Source organism: Streptomyces sp. SM18 (assembly GCF_002910775.2).
GTDB classification, from domain to species: Bacteria; Actinomycetota; Actinomycetes; order Streptomycetales; family Streptomycetaceae; genus Streptomyces; species Streptomyces halstedii.
Map to the genome: position 1 here is coordinate 6,380,550 of NZ_CP029342.1, position 18,764 is coordinate 6,399,313.

Annotated in this window: 19 protein-coding genes and 1 pseudogene; 15 read left to right on the plus strand and 5 right to left on the minus strand. The window is 70.8% G+C overall.

The window, feature by feature from the left end; genetic code table 11:
• Positions 1 to 17: 17 nt before the first annotated feature.
• The gene (locus B9S64_RS28370; protein ID WP_103490221.1) at positions 18 to 428 is read left to right on the plus strand and encodes a RidA family protein; all 411 of its coding nucleotides are present in this window, start codon (positions 18 to 20) and stop codon (positions 426 to 428) included.
• Between the two features lie 152 nt (positions 429 to 580).
• Here the strand turns inward: B9S64_RS28370 and B9S64_RS28375 are convergent.
• Positions 581 to 1,594, minus strand: a pseudogene (locus B9S64_RS28375) (peptidase); the annotation flags it as partial.
• A gap of 1,118 nt (positions 1,595 to 2,712) precedes the next feature.
• Between B9S64_RS28375 and B9S64_RS28385 the strand changes: the two are divergent.
• From B9S64_RS28385 to B9S64_RS28395, 3 genes are all read left to right on the plus strand, one after another.
• Positions 2,713 to 3,969, plus strand: a complete 1,257-nt coding sequence (locus B9S64_RS28385) for an alpha/beta fold hydrolase (RefSeq protein ID WP_258037774.1) — start codon at positions 2,713 to 2,715, stop codon at positions 3,967 to 3,969.
• A gap of 12 nt (positions 3,970 to 3,981) precedes the next feature.
• Positions 3,982 to 4,629, plus strand: a complete 648-nt coding sequence (locus B9S64_RS28390; RefSeq protein ID WP_103490218.1) for an MBL fold metallo-hydrolase — start codon at positions 3,982 to 3,984, stop codon at positions 4,627 to 4,629.
• Between the two features lie 130 nt (positions 4,630 to 4,759).
• Positions 4,760 to 5,539 (plus strand): exodeoxyribonuclease III, encoded by a 780-nt coding sequence (locus B9S64_RS28395; protein WP_103490217.1) that lies wholly within the window; start codon positions 4,760 to 4,762, stop codon positions 5,537 to 5,539.
• A gap of 120 nt (positions 5,540 to 5,659) precedes the next feature.
• Here B9S64_RS28395 and B9S64_RS28400 read toward each other — a convergent pair whose 3' ends face one another.
• The gene (locus B9S64_RS28400) at positions 5,660 to 5,932 is read right to left on the minus strand and encodes a glutaredoxin domain-containing protein (RefSeq protein ID WP_103490216.1); all 273 of its coding nucleotides are present in this window, start codon (positions 5,930 to 5,932) and stop codon (positions 5,660 to 5,662) included.
• A gap of 188 nt (positions 5,933 to 6,120) precedes the next feature.
• On the opposite strand from B9S64_RS28400, the gene B9S64_RS28405 reads away from it, so the two are divergent.
• Complete coding sequence (locus B9S64_RS28405; RefSeq protein WP_258037773.1) at positions 6,121 to 6,516, plus strand: hypothetical protein; 396 nt, start codon at positions 6,121 to 6,123, stop codon at positions 6,514 to 6,516.
• Positions 6,517 to 6,546: 30 nt separating this feature from the next.
• On the opposite strand, the gene B9S64_RS28410 is transcribed toward B9S64_RS28405, so the two are convergent.
• Complete coding sequence (locus tag B9S64_RS28410; protein ID WP_103490215.1) at positions 6,547 to 7,326, minus strand: SDR family NAD(P)-dependent oxidoreductase; 780 nt, start codon at positions 7,324 to 7,326, stop codon at positions 6,547 to 6,549.
• Positions 7,327 to 7,446: 120 nt separating this feature from the next.
• Between B9S64_RS28410 and B9S64_RS28415 the strand changes: the two genes are divergently transcribed.
• A complete protein-coding gene (locus B9S64_RS28415) occupies positions 7,447 to 8,085 on the plus strand; it encodes an HAD family hydrolase (RefSeq protein ID WP_103490239.1) in 639 nt (212 codons plus the stop codon).
• A 257-nt stretch (positions 8,086 to 8,342) separates the two neighbouring features.
• Here B9S64_RS28415 and B9S64_RS28420 read toward each other — a convergent pair whose 3' ends face one another.
• Entirely contained in the window at positions 8,343 to 8,852 is a 510-nt protein-coding gene (locus B9S64_RS28420; RefSeq protein ID WP_103490214.1) for a DinB family protein, read from the minus strand.
• Between the two features lie 434 nt (positions 8,853 to 9,286).
• Here B9S64_RS28420 and B9S64_RS28425 point away from each other — a divergent pair, with 434 nt between their 5' ends.
• The 6 genes from B9S64_RS28425 to B9S64_RS28450 all read left to right on the plus strand — a co-directional run bounded on the left by B9S64_RS28425 (position 9,287) and on the right by B9S64_RS28450 (position 13,798).
• The gene (locus B9S64_RS28425) at positions 9,287 to 9,748 is read left to right on the plus strand and encodes a DUF6278 family protein (protein ID WP_103490213.1); all 462 of its coding nucleotides are present in this window, start codon (positions 9,287 to 9,289) and stop codon (positions 9,746 to 9,748) included.
• Positions 9,749 to 9,849: 101 nt separating this feature from the next.
• Positions 9,850 to 10,593 (plus strand): amino acid ABC transporter ATP-binding protein, encoded by a 744-nt coding sequence (locus B9S64_RS28430; RefSeq protein ID WP_103490212.1) that lies wholly within the window; start codon positions 9,850 to 9,852, stop codon positions 10,591 to 10,593.
• A gap of 10 nt (positions 10,594 to 10,603) precedes the next feature.
• Positions 10,604 to 11,521 (plus strand): glutamate ABC transporter substrate-binding protein, encoded by a 918-nt coding sequence (locus B9S64_RS28435; RefSeq protein WP_103490238.1) that lies wholly within the window; start codon positions 10,604 to 10,606, stop codon positions 11,519 to 11,521.
• Positions 11,522 to 11,537: 16 nt separating this feature from the next.
• A complete protein-coding gene (locus B9S64_RS28440; RefSeq protein ID WP_103490211.1) occupies positions 11,538 to 12,182 on the plus strand; it encodes an amino acid ABC transporter permease in 645 nt (214 codons plus the stop codon).
• On the plus strand, positions 12,179 to 13,045 hold the full coding sequence (locus B9S64_RS28445) for an amino acid ABC transporter permease (protein ID WP_103490210.1): 867 nt from the start codon (positions 12,179 to 12,181) through the stop codon (positions 13,043 to 13,045). Before B9S64_RS28440 ends, B9S64_RS28445 begins: the two co-directional genes overlap by 4 nt.
• Before the next feature lie 243 nt (positions 13,046 to 13,288).
• A complete protein-coding gene (locus B9S64_RS28450) occupies positions 13,289 to 13,798 on the plus strand; it encodes an SRPBCC family protein (RefSeq protein ID WP_258037771.1) in 510 nt (169 codons plus the stop codon).
• A 103-nt stretch (positions 13,799 to 13,901) separates the two neighbouring features.
• Here B9S64_RS28450 and B9S64_RS28455 read toward each other — a convergent pair whose 3' ends face one another.
• On the minus strand, positions 13,902 to 14,972 hold the full coding sequence (locus B9S64_RS28455; protein ID WP_103490208.1) for a LacI family DNA-binding transcriptional regulator: 1,071 nt from the start codon (positions 14,970 to 14,972) through the stop codon (positions 13,902 to 13,904).
• A 225-nt stretch (positions 14,973 to 15,197) separates the two neighbouring features.
• Between B9S64_RS28455 and B9S64_RS28460 the strand changes: the two genes are divergently transcribed.
• The 3 genes from B9S64_RS28460 to B9S64_RS28470 all read left to right on the plus strand — a co-directional run bounded on the left by B9S64_RS28460 (position 15,198) and on the right by B9S64_RS28470 (position 18,714).
• Positions 15,198 to 16,199, plus strand: a complete 1,002-nt coding sequence (locus B9S64_RS28460) for an asparaginase (RefSeq protein WP_103490207.1) — start codon at positions 15,198 to 15,200, stop codon at positions 16,197 to 16,199.
• A gap of 233 nt (positions 16,200 to 16,432) precedes the next feature.
• Positions 16,433 to 17,326, plus strand: a complete 894-nt coding sequence (locus B9S64_RS28465) for a polysaccharide deacetylase (RefSeq protein WP_103489452.1) — start codon at positions 16,433 to 16,435, stop codon at positions 17,324 to 17,326.
• Entirely contained in the window at positions 17,323 to 18,714 is a 1,392-nt protein-coding gene (locus B9S64_RS28470) for an MFS transporter (protein ID WP_103489453.1), read from the plus strand. Before B9S64_RS28465 ends, B9S64_RS28470 begins: the two co-directional genes overlap by 4 nt.
• The last annotated feature ends 50 nt before the right edge of the window (positions 18,715 to 18,764 follow it).

Consider the following 18,764-nt stretch of genomic DNA (forward strand, 5'->3'; position numbering starts at 1 on the left):
GGGGAGGAGAGAAACCCATGACCGTTCAGCACTTCACACCGGAAGGCATGCTGCGGCCGGTCCCCTATCACCACGTCGCCGTGGGCACCGGGACAAAGCACATCCATGTCAGCGGCCAGGTCGCGCGTCAGGCCGACGGAACTCCGGTGGCGCCCGGTGATCTGGCCGGGCAGGTTGCTCAGGCACTGCGCAACACCGCCGTCGGACTGGCGGGCGCGGGCGCGTCGTTCGCGGACGTGCTGCGCCTGACGTTCTACGTGACCCGATGGAGCCCAGAGAAAATCGGCGACTTCATGGCCGGCGTGGAGGCCGTCGCCGAGGAGACCGGTCTCCGGCTGCCCATGCCCCCGGCCTCCCTCATCGGCGTCGAGTACCTTTTCGAACCGGACGTCCTTGTCGAGGTCGAGGCGACCGCGCTCCTGGACTGACTCCGTTCCATTTTCGACACCCGGGTACATCATCGACTGCCGCAGGATGATCAGGTCCTGGACGTTGGCAGCATCCGTCGGCCTGACGCCGACGTCAACGCAAGGGCGGAGACGTCGGCGTCAGGGGCGTGTCGTCAGCTCCGCGGGGCAGCGGAACCGGTCGAGCCGGAGGTGGTGCTGGTGTCCTTGCCCGTCTCGATCAGGATCCGCGCGGTGTCATTGGCCGCGTTCTGGTCGAAGGGGCGCTCCTGGCCGGTGAAGGTGACCTCGCCGGCGGTGCGGCCGACGGCCTTGTCGATGCGCAGGACGAAGGGGTAGCTCTCGCCGCCGTTCACGTCGACCCAGGACTGGGAGGTGCCGCAGCGGTAGTGGGTCTTGGTGACCGCGTCGCAGTAGCCGTGAGCCTTGACGACGGAGGTGCCCTTCGGGATGTGGACGGCGACGGTGGTGACGCTCTCGTCGCGGGCGCCCTGGACGCGGGCGGGGCCCCTGTTGGTGAACGTCACTGTCGCGGTGACCTTGTCGCCCACCTTTCCCTTCGCCTCGGCGCCGGTCAGGGCGAAGTCGGCGGTGTTCACGGCGTTCACCGTGGCCTCGGCGACCGGCTCGGGATGGTTCTGCCGGTCCGTGTCTGTGGCCGGGGCCTTCTCCACGAGGGTGAGCGGGTCGCCTGTGCCCCGTACGGGCTCGCTGGAGCCGCCGTCACCCGGGTCCGGTTCGTCGGTGCCGATCGTCACCCGCAGGCCGTCGCGGAACGCGGAGCCGAGCGCCCTGAGCGAGACCGGCTTCGCCGTGCCGTAGACGACGCCCGGCTTCAGCGGTTGCTCGATCGTGCAGGAGGCGACGTTCGATGCGGGCATTTCGTCGTACGAGGGGACGGTGTAGTAGGTGCAGTTCTTGTGTGTCTCGTCCGCTTTCAGGCCCGGCGACACGGCGTACGTCACCCAGACCGACGGCACCTCCGCCGTCCCCTTGTTGAGGAAGGTCAGCGGGGCCGAGAACGAGCTTCCGGGCTGCACTCCCTCGATGGGCACGATCGTTCCGACGCCGAGATCCGGCTCCGGGTCGGCGGCGAGCGCCGGAACGGCGGCCACCGCCACCAGCGCGGCGGCTACGGCGGTGGTCCCGCCGCGCAGGGTACGACTGCGGGAAAGCGAGATGCGCATGAGAAGTCCTTCGGTCGTAGGGCGCACGGGGACTGACTGCGGTCCTTCACCTCGCAAGACAGACCCGCAACAAGGCGGGTTGTGCCAGTCGCACCCGTCGTGACAGAACACGGACATGAGCGAACAGAACCGGCCTTTCTCGCGCCATGTTCCCTGCGGAAAGGCCCACCTGCCGCAGCCCGCACTTCGATCGTTCCGCTTCGTTGCCACGATCCTCCTGACGTGCGCCAGGAGCGCATGGACCGTCCGGTCGGAAGCCGACCATGCCGCTCTCTCCCTGGTCTTGCGCCTCGGCGCGGCCGGGCCGTTCGGGAAGGACGTGGTGCGGCACGGAGATCGCCGAGCACCAGATGGCGCTTGCAGCGCAAACCGGCTTAGGGAGGTTCTGGGGCTCCGTCGGGTCAGGCTCTACGACGCACGTTCGTCGTGCTTCACTTTCCTGGCCGACAACGGCGTGCCCGACCACTTCCTCGCGCGATGGGCCGGGCACGAATATCAGGACGACCAAGCGGTGGTATGTCAAGCCGGATGTAGAGGATCTTCGTGGGGCCGCCACCACGTGGGACGGCCTGCACGGGGCTGGGGAAGAGGGGCAAGCATGAGCCACGCGGTCTGCGTGCCGAGCGTCTCGCCGAGCCGGACAGCCAGCAAGATTGAGGTGGATCCGGAGTCCGGCTCTTGGTTGCGGTCGGCAGGAGTCCGGGAGGGTTCATCCGGCTACGGCCAAGCGTTCTACGCGTGGGAAAGCGCGCAGCTCGAGCCACCTGGGGAAGGGCACGCCAGGACGACCCCGGACACGGGCACATGCCGGTGAGCCACACCTGGTCTCTTGAGGGCCCCGGCGCCGGAGTTGGCATCGTGAGAGAGCCGAGACTGGCTAAGGGCTGTCCCGTAATCCCTGGCGGGCGCACGACGACAGCTACGGCACCTCGCCGCGTTGTCGGGACGCCCGAATACATCCAGTATGCGGACGTCCCTCCGCCTTGCGATCCACCGCATCTGACGCCGCGCGCTGATCCACCAGGGATTACGGGACAGCCCTTAGGTCCACCCCGGCGATGTGACATCTCGTGACAGATGAGAGGGTTTTCCGGGTGACCGAGACACCACCGAACACCATGCAATACCGCTTTGACGGGCCAGAAGACGCTCCGGTCCTGGTGATTGGGCCGTCTCTGGGTACCACCTGGCACATGTGGGACCGGCAGATACCCGTGCTCTCCGAGCACTGGAGGATCTTCCGGTACGACCTGCCTGGCCACGGCGGAGCGCCCTCCCACCCCGCCGCCTCCGTCCTGGAACTCGCCGACCGGCTGCTCGCCACCCTCGACGGCCTGGGCATCCAGCGCTTCGGGTACGCGGGCTGCTCCATCGGCGCCGCGGTCGGTGCCGAGATCGCCCTGCGCCATCCGCACCGGGTGGCGTCCCTCGCCCTGGTCGCCTCCTCGCCCCGCTTCGGCTCTGCCGACGAATTCCGACAGCGCGGGGTCGTCGTCCGTACCAACGGGCTGGAGCCGATCGCCCGTACCAGCCCGGAGCGCTGGTTCACCCCGGGGTTCGCCGCCGCGCAGCCCGCCATCGTCGAGTGGGCCGTCCAGATGGTCCGTACCACCGACCCCGGCTGTTACATCTCCTTCTGCGAGGCCCTGGCCACCTTCGACATCCGTGCCCAGCTCTCCCGGATCGGCGTCCCGACCCTCGTCCTGGTCGGCGCCGAGGACAAGGTCACCGGGCCGGCCGAGGCCCGGACCCTCGTCGCGGGGATCCCGGACGCCCGGCTCGCGCTCGTCCCGGGGGCCTCCCACCTCGCCCCCGTCGAGCAGCCCGCCGCCGTGACGGACCTCCTCCTCACGCACTTCTCCACGGCCTGGCAGGACACCCTGACCTCGATCCCGGTGCTGCCCGCGCCCGCCGGTGCCACCGTCCCGTACACGCCCGTGCTGCCGGTGGCCGAGATAGCACCCGCCGCCGTACCGGACAGCGCGCCCGAGGGGCGGGACGACCGGTACGAGAGGGGGATGCGGATCCGGCGCGAGGTCCTGGGCGACGCCCACGTGGACGCCGCGACCGCCGGTGACGACTTCACCGAGGACTTCCAGGACCTCGTCACCCGCTACGCCTGGGGTGAGATCTGGAGCCGTGACGGCCTCGACCGCCGGGCCCGTAGTTGTGTCACCCTCGCCGCGGTGGTCGGATCCGGGCACCTGGAGAGCCTCGGCCCGCACGTCAGGGCCGCGCTGCGCAACGGACTGACCCCGGCCGAGATCAAGGAGGTGCTGCTCCAGAGCGCCGTCTACTGCGGCATTCCGGCGGCGGGCGCCGCGTTCGCCGTCGCGAGGTCCGTGATCCAGGAGGAAACCACTCCGCCCGCGTAGCAGGATGGGGGGATGAACGCATCGCCTGTCACTCTCATCAAGAAGGCCCACTCGTGTGTCCGCCTGGAGCGGGACGGCCGAACCCTCGTCATCGACCCCGGCGGCTTCTCGGAGGACGACGCGGCGGTCGGCGCCGACGCGATCCTGGTGACGCACGAGCACCCCGACCACTTCGACGAGGGCCGGCTGCGCGCGGGCCTGGAGTCCAACCCCGCGGCACAGGTGTGGACCCTGCGCAGTGTGGCGGAGCAGCTGTCCGCCGCGTTCCCGGGACGGGTGCACACGGTCGGCCACGGTGACACGTTCTCCGCGGCCGGGTTCGACGTCCAGGTACACGGCGAACTGCACGCGGTGATCCACCCGGACATCCCGAGGATCACCAACATCGGCTTCCTGGTGGACGGTTCGGTCTTCCATCCGGGCGACGCGCTGACCGTGCCGGACCGGCCGGTGGACACGCTGATGCTGCCGGTGATGGCGCCCTGGAACAAGATCTCCGAGGTCATCGACTACGTTCGCGAGGTCGCGCCGCGCCGCGCCATCGACGTCCACGACGCGCTGCTGACGGATCTGGCCCGCCCGATCTACGACCGTCAGATCGGCGAGCTCGGCGGCGCGGACCACGGCCGGATGACCCCGGGCGAGGCGACCCGTCTCTGAGCCGGGGCCGCCCCCACCCGTCGGCCCGCCTCCGCCCCAATCCGCCTTCCGGCGTGCCTCCGCCCCTGCCCCCCCACCGCCCCGGCCTGCCCCGGAGCCGGTTGTCAGTGGGAGCGGTTAGGTTTGCTGCATGCGCATCGCCACGTGGAACGTCAATTCGATCACGGCCCGGCTCCCGAGGCTGCTGGCCTGGCTGGAGAGCAGCGGCACCGATGTGGTGTGTCTCCAGGAGACCAAGTGCACCTTGGAGCAGTTCCCCGCCGAAGCACTGCGCGAGGCGGGGTACGAGTCGGCGGTCAACGCCACGGGCCGGTGGAACGGCGTGGCGCTGCTCTCCCGCGTCGGCCTCGCGGACGTCGTGACGGGGCTGCCCGAGGGCCCGGAGTACGAGGGCGTGCGGGAGCCGAGGGCGGTCGCGGCGACCTGCGGCCCGGTCCGCGTCTGGTCGGTCTACGTGCCCAACGGCCGCGAGGTCGCCCACGACCACTACGCCTACAAGCTGCGGTGGCTGGAGGCCCTGCGGAAGGCCGTCGCTGCGGACGCGGCGGGCACGCTGCCGTTCGCGGTCCTCGGTGACTACAACATCGCGCCGACCGACGAGGACGTCTGGGACCCCTCCCTCTTCGAGGGCGCCACTCACGTCACCCCCGCCGAGCGCGACGCGCTCGCCGCGCTGCGGGCCGAGGGGCTCTCGGACGTGGTGCCGCGCCCCCTCAAGTACGACCGCCCGTACACCTACTGGGACTACCGCCAGCTCGGCTTCCCGAAGAACCGGGGCATGCGCATCGACCTGGTCTACGGCAACGCCCCCTTCGCGGAGGCCGTCGAGGACAGCTACGTCGACCGTGAGGAGCGCAAGGGGAAGGGGGCGTCCGACCACGCCCCGGTGGTCGTGGACCTCGGCCTCTGACCGTTGGCGGGGCACCGGAGCCGGCAGTGGGGCGCCACGGTGCCGCACACCGGGGCGCGGGGACCCCGCGGTGCCGCGACAGGGGTGCCGGGGGCGCCGGGGCATCGCGTCCGGTGGCGCCTACTTCGGCAGCAGGTGCGGGGCGTGCTCCGTGACGGCCCGCACCACCTCGCGTTTGGACGGGTTCACCAGGGCGTGCCCCGCCACGGCGACCGTCGGCACGGTCTCGTTCCTGTCCGCCACGGAGCGTACGAAGGCGGCGGCGTCGGGGTTCCGCCAGATGTTCACCTCGGTGTACGTCAGCCCCGAGAAGCGCAGCCGTAGCCGGAGCTTCATGCAGTACGGGCAGCCGGGCCGCCAGTAGACGACCATGCCCTCGCGGTCCTCGGCCATCGAACGCCCCTCTGCTCGCCGTGCGTGGTACATGCTGCGGTGATCACCGACAGCCAACATTCCCGGGCCGCCCATGGCAAGGTGTTCCCCTGGCACGGTGCTCCCACGGCCGGGCCCGGCCGAACCCGCCGGGCGGCACCGGTCCCCGCACACGGCCCCCGCACCGGCCGCCGGAGGAGACCCGCACCGTGACAGGCTGGATCCGCCACACCCCGCGCCGGGTCGTGGCCCCTGTCCTGGCCGTCGCCGCGGTCCTGTTGGCCGTCGGCAGCCTCTCCCACCTCACCGACCTGGTCCGGCACGGCCTGTACCCGTACGCCTGGGCGCCCGGCTGGCTCAACCTCTACTGGTCGTCGCTCGCCGTCCTCGACACGCTCGCCGCCGCGCTGCTCATCGGCGGCAGGCGCCGGGGCATGGACCTGGCCTGCGCCATCATGGCGACCGACACCGCCGCCAACGGGTACGCGGTGTACGGCATCCAGCACAGCGGCCTCGCCGACAAGCCGGGGCTGGGACGCCTCCTCGCCTTCGCCGTACTCGTTTTCTGCGTCGCCCCGTTCGTCCGGCGCCATCTCGCCCGCTGACGCGCCGGACGCGGCCCCCGGCGCGGGCCCTCAGTGCACCGAGAACCCGCCGTCCACGAACACCGACTGCCCGGTGACGTACGCCGAGGCCCCGCTCGCCAGGAAGACCGCGGCGCCCGCGAAGTCCTCGGGCAGGCCGTTGCGGCCGGCCATCGTGCGGGCCGCGAGGGCCGCCACCTTCTCCGGGTCCGCGGAGAGCCGTTCGTTGAGCGGGGTCATCACGAACCCGGGGACCAGCGTGTTGACCGTGACCCCGTACGGCGACCAAGCCTCGGCCTGCGAACGGGCCAGTGACTCCAGCCCGCCCTTGGACACCCCGTACGCCCCGCTCTGCACGAACGCCCGGTGCGCCTGCTGCGAGGTGAGGTGGATGATCCGGCCGAAGCCGCGCTCGGCCATCCCGGGGCCGAACCGTCGCCCCAGCAGATAGGGGGCCTTGAGGTTCACCGCCATCGTGGTGTCCCAGACGTCCTCGTCCAACTCGCCCATCGGCGGGCGCAGGTTGATCCCCGCCGAGTTGACGAGGATGTCCGGCTCCCCGAACGCGGCCGCCGCCTCCTCGCCCGCCGCCCGGACACCCTCGGCCGTACCGAGGTCGGCGCTCACCCAGGCCGCCCGGCAGCCTTCCGCCGTGAGTTCGTCCACGGTGCGGACCAACTCGGCCTCGCGGCGGGCCACCACCACGACGCTCGCACCCGCGTGGGCCAGCGCCCCCGCGATCGCCCGTCCGATGCCGGAACTCCCGCCCGTCACCACGGCGACGCGGCCGTCCAGCGAGAAGAGTTCGGAGAGATAGTTCCGCGAGATCATCAGGGCAGCCTAGCGCCCGGCCCGTCCAGGCGGCCCACCCACCGACAGTTCCTCGTCCCGCCCACGGCTCCGCCGGACACCAGCCGCCCGCCGACAGCTGCGCGTAGGGTCGGAACCGTGATTGAGACCATCGTCTTCGACATCGGCGAAACCCTCGTCCGCGACGACCGCTACTGGGCATCCTGGGCCGACTGGCTCGACACACCCCGGCACACCGTCAGCGCCCTCGTCGGGGCCGTCGTGACCCAGGGGAGAGACAACACGGACGCTCTCCGGCTCATCCGTCCGGGTATCGACATCACGGCCGAGTACGCGGCGAGAGAGGCGGCCGGCAGCGGCGAGCAGCTCGGGGAGGGCGACCTCTACCCGGACGTCCGGCCCGTACTCACCGGCCTCCGTGACCTCGGGGTCCGGATCGTCGTCGCCGGGAATCAGACATCGAAAGCCGGCAGTCTGCTGCGTGCCCTCGAACTCCCCGCCGACCTGGTCATCACGTCCGCCGAGTGGGGCGTCGCCAAGCCGGACCCCGCCTTCTACGCCCGGGTCCTCACGGCATCCGGCGCCGCGGCCGCCGAGACCCTGTACGTCGGCGACCACCCCGTCAACGACGTGTTCCCGGCCAAGGCGTCCGGGCTCCGTGTGGCCCACCTCCGCCGCGGCCCGTGGGGACACTGGTGGGCTGACGATCCCGAGGTGCGGGCCGCCGCGGACTGGTCGATCGACTCGCTGACCGACCTGCTCAGCCTGGTCGCCCGCTGACAGCACGGCCGTCCCGCCGGCACCCGGGCCACCCGACCACGCGGTTCGGCGTCGGTCAGGTGCGGGGCGATGCCGAACCGCCGGACGTCAGGGCGCCATGGGCGGCGGGTCCTTCAGCAGGCCGTCGGCGTTCACCTGGAGTGCGTGGCGGGGGAGCCCGACTCCGTCCTCCCCACATACGCCGGACTTCGTCCCTCGCACCCGCAGACGACGGCCCGGAACGGGCCGGCAGATGGAGAGCGACGGCTCCCGCGGACTCAGGCGCCCACGGTCCCGTCGACACCTTCACGCAAGAGGTCCGCGTGCCCGTTGTGGCGTCCGTACTCCAGAAGCACGTGCACCATCACCATCCGCAGGGACACCTCCTCGCCCCATCGTGGCTGATACCCGGCCTGGTCCAGGGAGTCGGCCTCCCGCTCGACACGGCGCGAGTTCTCCACCTCGGCACCCCAGGCCCCGAACGCCTCGTCCCGTGTCGACGCGCTCGCGTCGTACGCTGCCTGAAAGTCGGTCTCGTCGGACCAGACCATCGGCGCGTCGTTGTCCTCGAACACTCGACGGAACCACGCGCGCTCCACCTCCGCCATGTGCCGCACGAGGCCGAGCAGCGAAAGCGTGGACGGTGGCATCGACCGCTGCCGCAGTTCCTCGTCGGTGAGCCCTTCGCACTTCATGGCGAGGGTGGCGCGGTGGAAGTCCAGGAAGGCCCGCAGCATGTCGCGTTCGCTGCCAGAGCTGGGCGGTCCTGTGCGATGGTCGCCGGTCATGGGTCGTGCTCCTCATCCGTGCCCGCGTCGGGCCGGTGTCTGATCCTGCGTGCCCGCGTCGGGCCGGTGTCTGATCCTGCCGACCGTCCCCGTACAAGACCGTCGACCGGACCTGATTGTCCCCGCGGAGGCCGCCGGCTCACGGCGCGACCCGTGTCGGTCGTTGGACACGTTGTCGGCCCCGGACCGCGGTTCACACCCCCAAGGTGCGGTGGCCCGGGGTCGGTTTTGTGTCAAAGTGAACGCAATGGACGCGTTCCAGGGCGGTTGCCCGAGGAGCGCCACGGGGGCCGACCGGGGGACGAGTAGGAGATGATCAGGGTGAACGTGGGTCAACCAAGGCGAATTGGCGTCAACTTGTCGGGCCCACGCGGTAGACGGCCCCTCAAGTACCGCTTGGCAGCAACCGACTTCACGATCCATGAGAGGTGCGTATGAACATCCCTTTCCTGGACAGCTGGCGTAAGCGTCAGGCCGGTACGCGGGCGGTGGCACTCGCCGCCGCCGTCGAGACCGACCCGGACGGCGTGGCGGAGCTGTTCGCGGAATGCGAGTTGCTGCGGGCCCGCGCCTCGCAGAGCGGTCTCCGGCTCGACGACTCACCCTCCTCCTTGTCCGCGCTCGACCAGCTGCCGCCGCGGTGGCGTGACGACCCGGACGAACTGCCGTGGCTGGGCAACGACGCCGGGCTCTACCTCGGCACCGTCCTGGTGCGCACCGTGGCCGGGGCCGCGTGGGGCATCCGTGCGAGCGGGCAACCGGTGGTGCGCCTCGCCTCGGGGCGGGAGATCGACGTCGTCACGGCCGGTCTCGACTGGGCGATGACGGGCAGCCCCGAGCTGTCCGAGATGTACGCCGAGTCGGCCGAGAGCGGTCCCGAAGCGAAATCGCGATAAACAGTCTTATGCCCAGCTGGTGCGTGTCGGCCCCGAAGTCCGGCCAGGGCATGGATAGTTTGCGCTGACCTCGACACAGCGAAAAGTGGGTAGGGCAGCGAATGGCCGTCGATCCGTTGATCGAGCTGCGGGACGTCAACAAGCACTTCGGGACGTTGCACGTCCTGCGGGACATCAACCTCACCGTCGGCCGCGGAGAGGTGGTGGTGGTCATCGGCCCCTCGGGGTCGGGCAAATCAACGCTCTGCCGGACCATCAACAGACTGGAAACGATCGAGTCCGGCCACATCGTCATCGACGGGAAGCCGCTTCCCGAGGAGGGAAAGGGGCTGGCGCAGCTCAGGGCCGAAGTCGGCATGGTCTTCCAGTCGTTCAACCTGTTCGCGCACAAGACCGTACTGGCCAACGTCTCGCTCGCCCAGACGAAGGTCCGGCGGCGCAAGAAGGACGAGGCCGACCGGCGCTCCCGCGAGCTGCTGGAGCGGGTCGGGCTCGCCGGGCAGGCCGACAAGCTCCCCGCCCAGCTCTCCGGCGGCCAGCAGCAGCGCGTCGCCATCGCCCGTGCCCTGGCGATGGACCCCAAGGCCCTCCTCTTCGACGAGCCCACCTCGGCGCTCGACCCGGAGATGATCAACGAGGTGCTGGAGGTGATGCGCCAACTCGCCCGCGACGGGATGACGATGGTCGTCGTCACCCATGAGATGGGCTTCGCCCGGTCCGCCGCCAACCGGGTCGTCTTCATGGCCGACGGACGCGTCGTCGAGGACCGCACCCCCGAGGACTTCTTCACCGCGCCGGAGAGCGACCGGGCCAAGGACTTCCTGTCCAAGATCCTCAAGCACTGACGGGAGGCACCTGTTGCGTACCAAGAACATCGCGGCCGTGCTGGCCTGTCTCCTCGTGATCGCCGCGTCGTCGTCCGGCTGCGGCAGGGAGGGCAGCCCCCCGGTGAAGGGCCCCCGGGCCGAGAAGCTGCCCGTCTACGAAGTGGACACCGGCTTCCAGCTGCCGGACTCGCCGACCTGGCGCGCGGCCCACCGCCGGGGATACCTCGTCGTCGGGGCGAAGGAGGACCAGCCCTACCTCGGCGAGAAGGACCCCGCCAGCGGCGTCTTCTCCGGATTCGACATCGAGATCGCCCGCATGACAGCCGCCTCCCTCGGCTTCGAACCGAAGAAGATCCGCTTCCGGACCATCGCGTCCGCCAACCGCGAGACGGCCCTCCAGAACGGGCAGATCGACTACTACGTCGGCACGTACACGATCAACGCCATGCGCAAGAAGCTCGTCGGCTTCGCCGGGCCCTACTACATGGCCGGGCAGGGACTCCTCGTCCGCACCGACGAGCACGACATCCACGGCCCGCGGGACCTCGCGGGCAAGACCGTCTGCTCCGCCGCCGGCTCCACGCCGTACCAGCGCATCAAGACCGACTACCCCAAGGCGAAGCTCGTCGCCTACGACACCTACTCCATCTGCGTCGACAACCTGCTGACCTTCCAGGTCGACGCCGTGACCACCGACGACGCCATCCTCCTCGGGTTCGCCGCGAAGGCACCGCACGAGATGAAGGTCGTCGGCAAGCCCTTCTCGAAGGAGCCGTACGGCATCGGCGTCCCGCGCCGCGACACCGCCCTGCGCCTCGCACTCGACGACGCGCTGGAGGCGAACGAGAAGAACGGCAACTGGAAGAAGGCCTTCGAAGCGACCCTGGGCCTGTCCGGGGTGCCCGCACCGAAGCCCCCGCCCATCGACCGCTACCCGGCGAACTGAGGGGCCGGCCACCACCATGGACGTACTGACAGACAACTTCTCCCTCTACGGCAGAGGCTTCCTCGGCACCGTCGAACTCACCGTGTACGCCTCGCTGCTGGCGATGGCGCTCGGCTTCGTGATGGCCTCCTTCCGGGTGGCGCCCGTCCGGGCGCTGCGGGTCGTCGGCACGGTCTGGGTGACGGTGCTGCGCAACACCCCGCTCACGCTGCTCTTCTTCGCCGTGCTCCTGGGGCTGCCGCGCTTCGGACTGGTGCTGCCCTTCCAGCTCTTCGCCGTCCTCGCCCTCGGCTGCTACACCTCGGCCTTCATCTGCGAGGTGCTGCGCTCCGGCATCAACACCGTGCCCACCGGGCAGGGCGAGGCCGCCCGCAGCCTGGGGATGTCCTTCGGGCAGACGCTGGGCAGCATCGTCCTGCCGCAGGCCTTCCGCTCGGTCATCCCGCCGGTCGGCTCGACGCTCATCGCCCTGGCCAAGAACTCCGCCATCGCCGGGGCGTTCAGCGTCACCGAGCTGCTGGGCACCTACAAGACCCTCAACGAGCTGGGTTACAGCATCATCTGGTCCTTCGTCTGGATCGCCGTCGGCTACCTGATCATCACCCTCGCCATCAGTGCGCTCTTCCATGTCATGGAGAAGCGCTGGGGAGTTGCCCGATGACCCGTTCCACCCCGCACGCCACCGCGCTGTACGACATCCCGGGGCCGGCCACCCGAAGGCGGCACTTCCTCTACGGGGTGGCCGCCACGGTCGTGATCGCCGGGGTGATCGCCTGGGTCATCCATCTGCTCTTCGACACCGACCAGTTCACCAGCCAGAAGTGGACGCCGTTCACCTACAAGGGCATCCAGGAACTCCTGCTGCGCGGCCTGGGCAACACACTCAAGGCCTTCGCGTTCGCGGCGGTGCTCTCCCTGGTGCTCGGCGCCGTCCTCGCGGTGGGACGGCTCTCCGACCACCGGCCGGTGCGCTGGATCTCGACCGTGCTGGTCGAGTTCTTCCGGGCCATGCCGGTCCTGGTGATGATCTTCTTCGTCTTCGTCGCGCTGAGGGTGCAGCCCCTGCCCGCGCTGGTGACCGGGCTGACGCTCTACAACGGCTCCGTGCTCGCGGAGGTGTTCCGCACCGGCGTCAACTCGGTGGAACGGGGCCAGCGCGAGGCCGCGTACGCGCTGGGCATGCGCAAGACCCAGGTCACCGTCCACGTGCTGGCCCCGCAGGCGGTCCGGGCCATGCTGCCCACCATCATCAGCCAGTTGGTGGTGGCCCTGAAGGACACGTCGCTGGGCTACCTGATCACGTACGAGGAGTTCCTCCACGCGGGCAAGCTGATCGCGTCGAACCTCGACTACGGCCTGCCGTTCATCCCGGTGGTCATGGTGATCTCGCCGATCTACATCGGCATGTGCATGCTGCTGTCCTGGTGCGCGACCTGGGCGTCCAGACGACAGCGGCGCAACCCGAAGACGGAGGCGACGGAGGCCTCCACGGCCGGGCAGGGGGCGGTACTGCCGGGCGCGTAGCAGCCACCGTCCGGCAGCAGCCGGTGATCACCCCGCGTCCCGCACGGGACGGGAGGAAGGTCAGCTGCGTGCCGGCCGGAGCGCGCTCGGCGCAGAGGGGCCGGGCACCCCCGCACCGTCCAACCGGCGGCGGGGGTGCCGCTCCGCCCCTCGCGGGCCCCGACCGTAGAATTCCGCCTGCGGGAGCGGCGAACGCCCGCTCGCGCGGGGGGAGTTGTCATGCGTTACGCCGAACGTCCCAGCATGTACCGTGAGATCCAGGTCGCGGCGGAGCCGTCGAGGGTCTGGGCGTGCGTGGCCGACGTCGAGGCCATGGCCGGGTGGAGTCCCGAACTGGTCCGCGTGGAATGGCGCGACGGCGCCACGGGACCCGCCGAGGGGGCCAGTTACCTCGGCCACAACGAACATCCCACCATAGGCAGTTGGCGCACCCTGGCCCATGTCACCACGTGTGTGGCCGACCGGACCCTCACCTGGTGCGTCCTGGACGTCGAGGGCCGCTACGGTCCGGCGAGCGAGGATCCGGCACAGCCGATGGCGACCTGGTCCTTCGACATCACCCCCGCTCCCGGCGGCGCCGTCCTGCGTCAGACGGTCACGCTCGGACCGGGCCCGTCCGGGCTGACCGCGTACATCGCCCGCGCGCCTGAGCGTGAGGAGGAGGTCATCGCCTACCGCTTCGGCGAACTGGCCAAGGGCATGGACCTCACGCTCCAGGGCGTCAAGGACGCGGCGGAGGGGCCGGCGGCCTGACTCCCGGCTGGCCCGTAGGCCGTACGCCCACCACACCCGTACGCCTACCACGCCCGTACGCCCGGCACGCCAGGACGTCCGTACGCCCGGACGTCCTGGCGGGTCAGCGCGCCGCGCCGGGTGCCTGGTCGCCGAGGGTCGAGGCCCGGGCCTCCAGGGTGGGGCGCAGCCGCCGGGAGCGGCCGGACCTGCCGTCGAGCATGGTGACCAGCGTCGTCGCCGCCACCTCGCCCATCCGGTACATCGGTGAGCGCACGGAGGTCAGGGAGACCGGCAGGGCGGCCGCCAGCGGCACGTCGTTGTAGCCCACGACCGCGACGTCCCGGCCGACCGTCAGACCGGCGTCCCGGACGGCCGCCATCACGCCGATCGCCGCGAAGTCGTTGACCGCGAAGACGGCGGTGGGCCGCGGAGCGAGACCCAGCAGGTGTTCTGCGGCGGCCCGGCCGCCGGGCACGTCGAAGCGGGACGGCACGACATGGCTCGCGGGCACCGGCAGCCCCGCCCCGGCGAACGCGTCGAGGAAGCCCCGTGTGCGCTCCACCCCGGTGCTGGCGTAGGGCTCGCCCGCCACCACGGCGACCCGACGGTGACCGAGGCTCAGCAGGTGCTCCGCGGCCAGCCGCCCGCCGAGGACGTCGTCGGTGGTCACCGAAATACGGCCGGGCAGCCGACGCGACACCAGCACCAAGGGGATGCGCCTGCGGGCCAGTTCGGCCACGAGGTCGGAGTCCGAGCGGGCGTCGCCCAGCACCAGGCCGTCGACCCGCCGGGCGAGCAGCGCGTCGGCCCGCCGCCGCTGCATCTCCGGATCGTCGCCGGTGTTCGCGACCACGGTGTGGTAACCGGCCGTCGAGGCGGCGGCGTCGATCCCCTCGTAGATCGTGGCCAGCACGATGTCGGTCAGCCGGGGCACGAGCACGCCCAGCATCCGCGAGCGGCCGGTGCGCAGCGCCGCTCCGGCGGGGTCCCGCTGGTAGCCGAGTTCCTCGGCGAGCGCCCGGATCTGCGTCACGGTCTCGGCGCCCACCCCGCCCCGCACGGCGTCGTCGGTGCTGAGCGCCCGGGACACGGTGGAGACGTGGACCCCCGCCTGCCGGGCTATCTGGGCGAGGGTGACCGGTGCCCGGCCGGCGCGTGTGCCGGCTGCCGCCCGTGTTGCCTGCCGATCCACTCCCGCGGCCCTTCTTCTCGGAGATCCCGGAACCTCGGCGGTCTGTCGGGTTCTGTCGGACTATGTCGGATTGCGGCCGGGTTCGGCCGTACCGTCATCCGGCACCCCTGAGCTTCGCACACCGTCGAACGCCGTGACCAGGCGAGTGCACGTCACCCATTGACCTTCGGGCAATCGTTTGCGTAGCCTCCACGCAATCGATTGCGAAGAAGCGGAGAGAGGTCCATGCGTCGTATCCAGGTCGTGGCAACCGGCGGCACCATCGCGAGCCGGTCCGGGGCGGAGGGCCGCCGGGCGACCGTGCTCGCGAAGGAGCTGGTCGCGTCCGTGGGCCCCCTCCCGGAGGGCGCGACGGTCGGCGCGCGGGACGTGGTCACCCGGGGGAGTTACGCCTTCGGCACCGCCGATCTGCTGGCACTCGCCCGCGAGGTGCGCGCCGCCCTGCGGGACGGTGCCGACGCGGTGGTGATGACCCACGGCACCGACACCATGGAGGAGACCGCCTTCCTGCTCGATCTCCTCTTCGACGACCCACGGCCGATCGTGCTGACCGGGGCCCAGCGCCCCTTCGACGACCGCGCCGCCGACGGCCCGGCCAACCTGGGCGACGCCCTGGCCGTGGCCGGCGACGACGCGGCCCGCGGCCTCGGCACGCTGCTGGTCTTCGACGGCTTCGCCTTCGCCGCCCGCGGGGTGCGCAAGAGCGACACCATGTCGGCACGCGCCTTCAGTGCTCCGGGACGTGGACCGGTACTACGGGTGGCGGACGGGCACGTGGTGCCGCTGGCCCGGCCGGTGCCCGGCCCACGGGTCCCCGTCGATCTCGACCTCCCCCGGCTGCCCCGGGTGGACGTCGTGCCGGTCTACCCCGGTGCGGACGGGCTGTTCGTGCGGGCCAGCCTGGAGGCCGGCGCCGCCGGGGTCGTGGTGGCGGCGGCCGGAGCGGGCAACGCCGGACCCGAGCTGGTCGAGGCGGTCGCCGAGGCGGTCGCCGCGGGCCACCCGGTGCTGATCAGTACACGGGTGCACTCCGGACCGGTCGCCCCCCTCTACGCCGGCGGCGGCGCCGAGCTGAAACGGGTCGGCGCCCTCTTCGTCGACGACCTCAACCCCTGGCAGGCCCGGCTCCTACTGGCCGCGGCCGCCGCGGTACCGGGCCGGCCGCCGCAGGACGTGGTCCGCGCCTGGCTGGCCGGACGCGAGCTGCTCCCCGTCCCGGCCACGTGACGACGGACCGCCCTCCGGCACCCGGCTGCGAGCCCCCGAACCCGGCCATGAGCCCCCGTACCCGGCCACGAGCCCCGAACCCCGGCCACGGCCCGGCGCCTGAAGGGCCCGGCCCCGCACCCGGAAGGGCGCGACACCCCGCAGCCCCTTCCCCCCCGAACCCCCCTCCTGATCCACCCCCACCCATCACCCCCCTCACCCCCATACCGCGCCCTCAGGCAAGGAGACGCTCGATGACCAAAGAAATTCTCGTCGGCTTCGGAGTGGACGTCGACGCAGTCGGCGGCTGGCTCGGCTCCTACGGAGGCGAGGACTCGCCCGACGACATCTCCCGCGGCCTGTTCGCGGGCGAGGTGGGCGTACCGCGCCTGGTGGAGCTGTTCCGCCGCCGCGGCCTGACCCAGACCTTCTTCTGGCCCGGCCACTCCGTCGAGACGTTCCCCGAGGAGTTCGACGCGTGTGTCGCCGCCGGCCACGAGATCGGCGTGCACGGCTACAGCCACGAGAACCCGATCGCGATGAGCCGTGAGCAGGAGGCGGCGGTCCTCGACCGGTCCATCGAGCTGATCGAGTCCCGCACCGGCCGCCGCCCCACCGGCTACGTGGCGCCCTGGTGGGAGTTCAGCCAGGTCACCAACGAACTGCTGCTGGAACGCGGCATCAAGTACGACCACTCCCTGATGCACCGGGACTTCGAGCCGTACTACGTCCGGGTCGGTGACTCCTGGACGAAGATCGACTACAGCGCCCCGGCCGACTCGTGGATGAAGCCGCTGGTGCGGGGCGAGGAGACCGACCTCATCGAGATCCCGGCCAACTGGTACCTCGACGACCTGCCTCCGATGATGTTCATCAAGGCCAGCCCGAACAGCCACGGCTTCGTCAACCCCCGTGACATCGAGCAGATGTGGCGCGACCAGTTCGACTGGGTCCACCGGGAGATGGACCACGCCGCCTTCACCATGACCATCCATCCCGATGTCTCCGGCCGGCCGCAGGTGCTGCTGATGCTGGAGCGGCTGATCGACCACATCAACTCCCACGAAGGCGTCCGCTGGGTGACCTTCGATCAGATCGCGGACGACTTCGCCGCCCGCAACCCGCGCCCGAAGGGTGACAGCAGATGACCACCGTGCAGCAGCAGGACATAGCCCACGAGAACGAATGGCCGCGCGGCGGAGCGCCCTCGGACGAGGTCCTCTTCAAGGGCCCGCCGACGCTCAGCAGGCGCACCATCACGACCACCACCGTCGTCTGTTTCCTGGCCTGGGTCTTCTCCGTCTACGACTTCGTGCTCTTCGGCACCCTGCTGCCGAAGATCTCGGAGACGTTCGGCTGGACCACCGGGCAGGCCACGGCCATCGCCACCGGCGTGACCGTCGGCACCTTCGTCGTCGCGCTGCTGGTCGGCCCGATGCTGGACCGCTGGGGCCGCAAGCCGAGCCTGATCGTCACCACGGCGGGCGCCGCGGTCTCCTCCGGACTCACCGCGGTGGTCGGCGGGGCGGCGTCGCTGATCGGGGTCCGGGCCATCTCCGGCCTCGGCTACTCCGAGGAGGTCGTCAACGGCGTCTACCTCAACGAGATGTACGGCAAGAGCCGGCGGCGCGGTTTCATGTTCAGCCTGGTGCAGAGCGGCTGGCCGGTCGGCGCCCTGCTGGCCGCGGCCTTCGCCGCCGTGCTGCTGCCGGTCATGAGCTGGCGCTGGATCTTCCTCCTCGCCACCTTCCCGGTCATCGTCATCCTCGTCGCCGGGTCCAAGCTCCGTGAGTCGCCCTCCTTCGTCGCCCTCAAGCGGACCCGGGAGCTGCGCAAGGACGGACGCGACGCCGACGCGGCCCGGTTGGCGAAGCTGTACGACCTCGACATCAGCCGGGACAACGAGTCCGGACTGCGCCAGCTCTTCGCCCCCGACCTGCGACGGCACACCCTGTGCCTGTCCGGGGCGTGGCTGTTCAACTGGATGGGCATCCAGGTCTTCTCGGTGCTCGGCACCACCGTCCTCACCGACGGCAAGGGCGTCTCGTTCTCCAGTGCCCTGGTCGTGCTGATCCTGGCCAACCTGGCCGGCTTCCTCGGCTACCTCGCCCACGGGTACCTCGGTGACCGGATCGGCCGCCGTACGACGATCATCGTCGGCTGGACCGTCGGCGGCCTCGTCATGACGGCGATGCTCTTCGGGCCGGACAGCGCCGCCTACGTCATCCCGATGTACGCCCTGGGGCTCTTCTTCCTCCTCGGCCCCTACTCCGCCATGGTGTTCTACATGGGCGAGTCGTTCCCGGCGCGCGTCCGCGGTATCGGCTCCAACACCGCCCATGTGATGGGCCCGGCGGGCGCGGTCGCCGGCTCGGCACTGCTCAGCGGGGTCATCGGCCTCGGAGCGAGCGCCACCACGGCCGCGTTCGTCGCGGGCGCGCTGGGGATCTTCCTCTCCGGCCTGCTGATGTTCGGCGCACACAAGGTCAGCCAGGACCAGGACGAGGAGACGGTTCTCCCGGCCGAGGCGCACTGACCCGCCCGCTTCCCCTCTCCTCCCGGTGCGTGGTGGTCCCCACCGCCACG

Excerpts from the sequence above, each read along its gene's own strand:
- B9S64_RS28370 (WP_103490221.1), top strand. The coding sequence starts at position 18 with ATGACCGTTCAGCACTTCACACCGGAAGGCATGCTGCGGCCGGTCCCC.
- B9S64_RS28385 (WP_258037774.1), top strand. The coding sequence starts at position 2,713 with ATGCAATACCGCTTTGACGGGCCAGAAGACGCTCCGGTCCTGGTGATT.
- B9S64_RS28390 (WP_103490218.1), top strand. The coding sequence starts at position 3,982 with ATGAACGCATCGCCTGTCACTCTCATCAAGAAGGCCCACTCGTGTGTC.
- B9S64_RS28395 (WP_103490217.1), top strand. The coding sequence starts at position 4,760 with ATGCGCATCGCCACGTGGAACGTCAATTCGATCACGGCCCGGCTCCCG.
- B9S64_RS28400 (WP_103490216.1), bottom strand. The coding sequence starts at position 5,932 with ATGGCCGAGGACCGCGAGGGCATGGTCGTCTACTGGCGGCCCGGCTGC.
- B9S64_RS28410 (WP_103490215.1), bottom strand. The coding sequence starts at position 7,326 with ATGATCTCGCGGAACTATCTCTCCGAACTCTTCTCGCTGGACGGCCGC.
- B9S64_RS28420 (WP_103490214.1), bottom strand. The coding sequence starts at position 8,852 with ATGACCGGCGACCATCGCACAGGACCGCCCAGCTCTGGCAGCGAACGC.
- B9S64_RS28425 (WP_103490213.1), top strand. The coding sequence starts at position 9,287 with ATGAACATCCCTTTCCTGGACAGCTGGCGTAAGCGTCAGGCCGGTACG.
- B9S64_RS28430 (WP_103490212.1), top strand. The coding sequence starts at position 9,850 with ATGGCCGTCGATCCGTTGATCGAGCTGCGGGACGTCAACAAGCACTTC.
- B9S64_RS28440 (WP_103490211.1), top strand. The coding sequence starts at position 11,538 with ATGGACGTACTGACAGACAACTTCTCCCTCTACGGCAGAGGCTTCCTC.
- B9S64_RS28445 (WP_103490210.1), top strand. The coding sequence starts at position 12,179 with ATGACCCGTTCCACCCCGCACGCCACCGCGCTGTACGACATCCCGGGG.
- B9S64_RS28450 (WP_258037771.1), top strand. The coding sequence starts at position 13,289 with ATGTACCGTGAGATCCAGGTCGCGGCGGAGCCGTCGAGGGTCTGGGCG.
- B9S64_RS28460 (WP_103490207.1), top strand. The coding sequence starts at position 15,198 with ATGCGTCGTATCCAGGTCGTGGCAACCGGCGGCACCATCGCGAGCCGG.
- B9S64_RS28465 (WP_103489452.1), top strand. The coding sequence starts at position 16,433 with ATGACCAAAGAAATTCTCGTCGGCTTCGGAGTGGACGTCGACGCAGTC.
- B9S64_RS28470 (WP_103489453.1), top strand. The coding sequence starts at position 17,323 with ATGACCACCGTGCAGCAGCAGGACATAGCCCACGAGAACGAATGGCCG.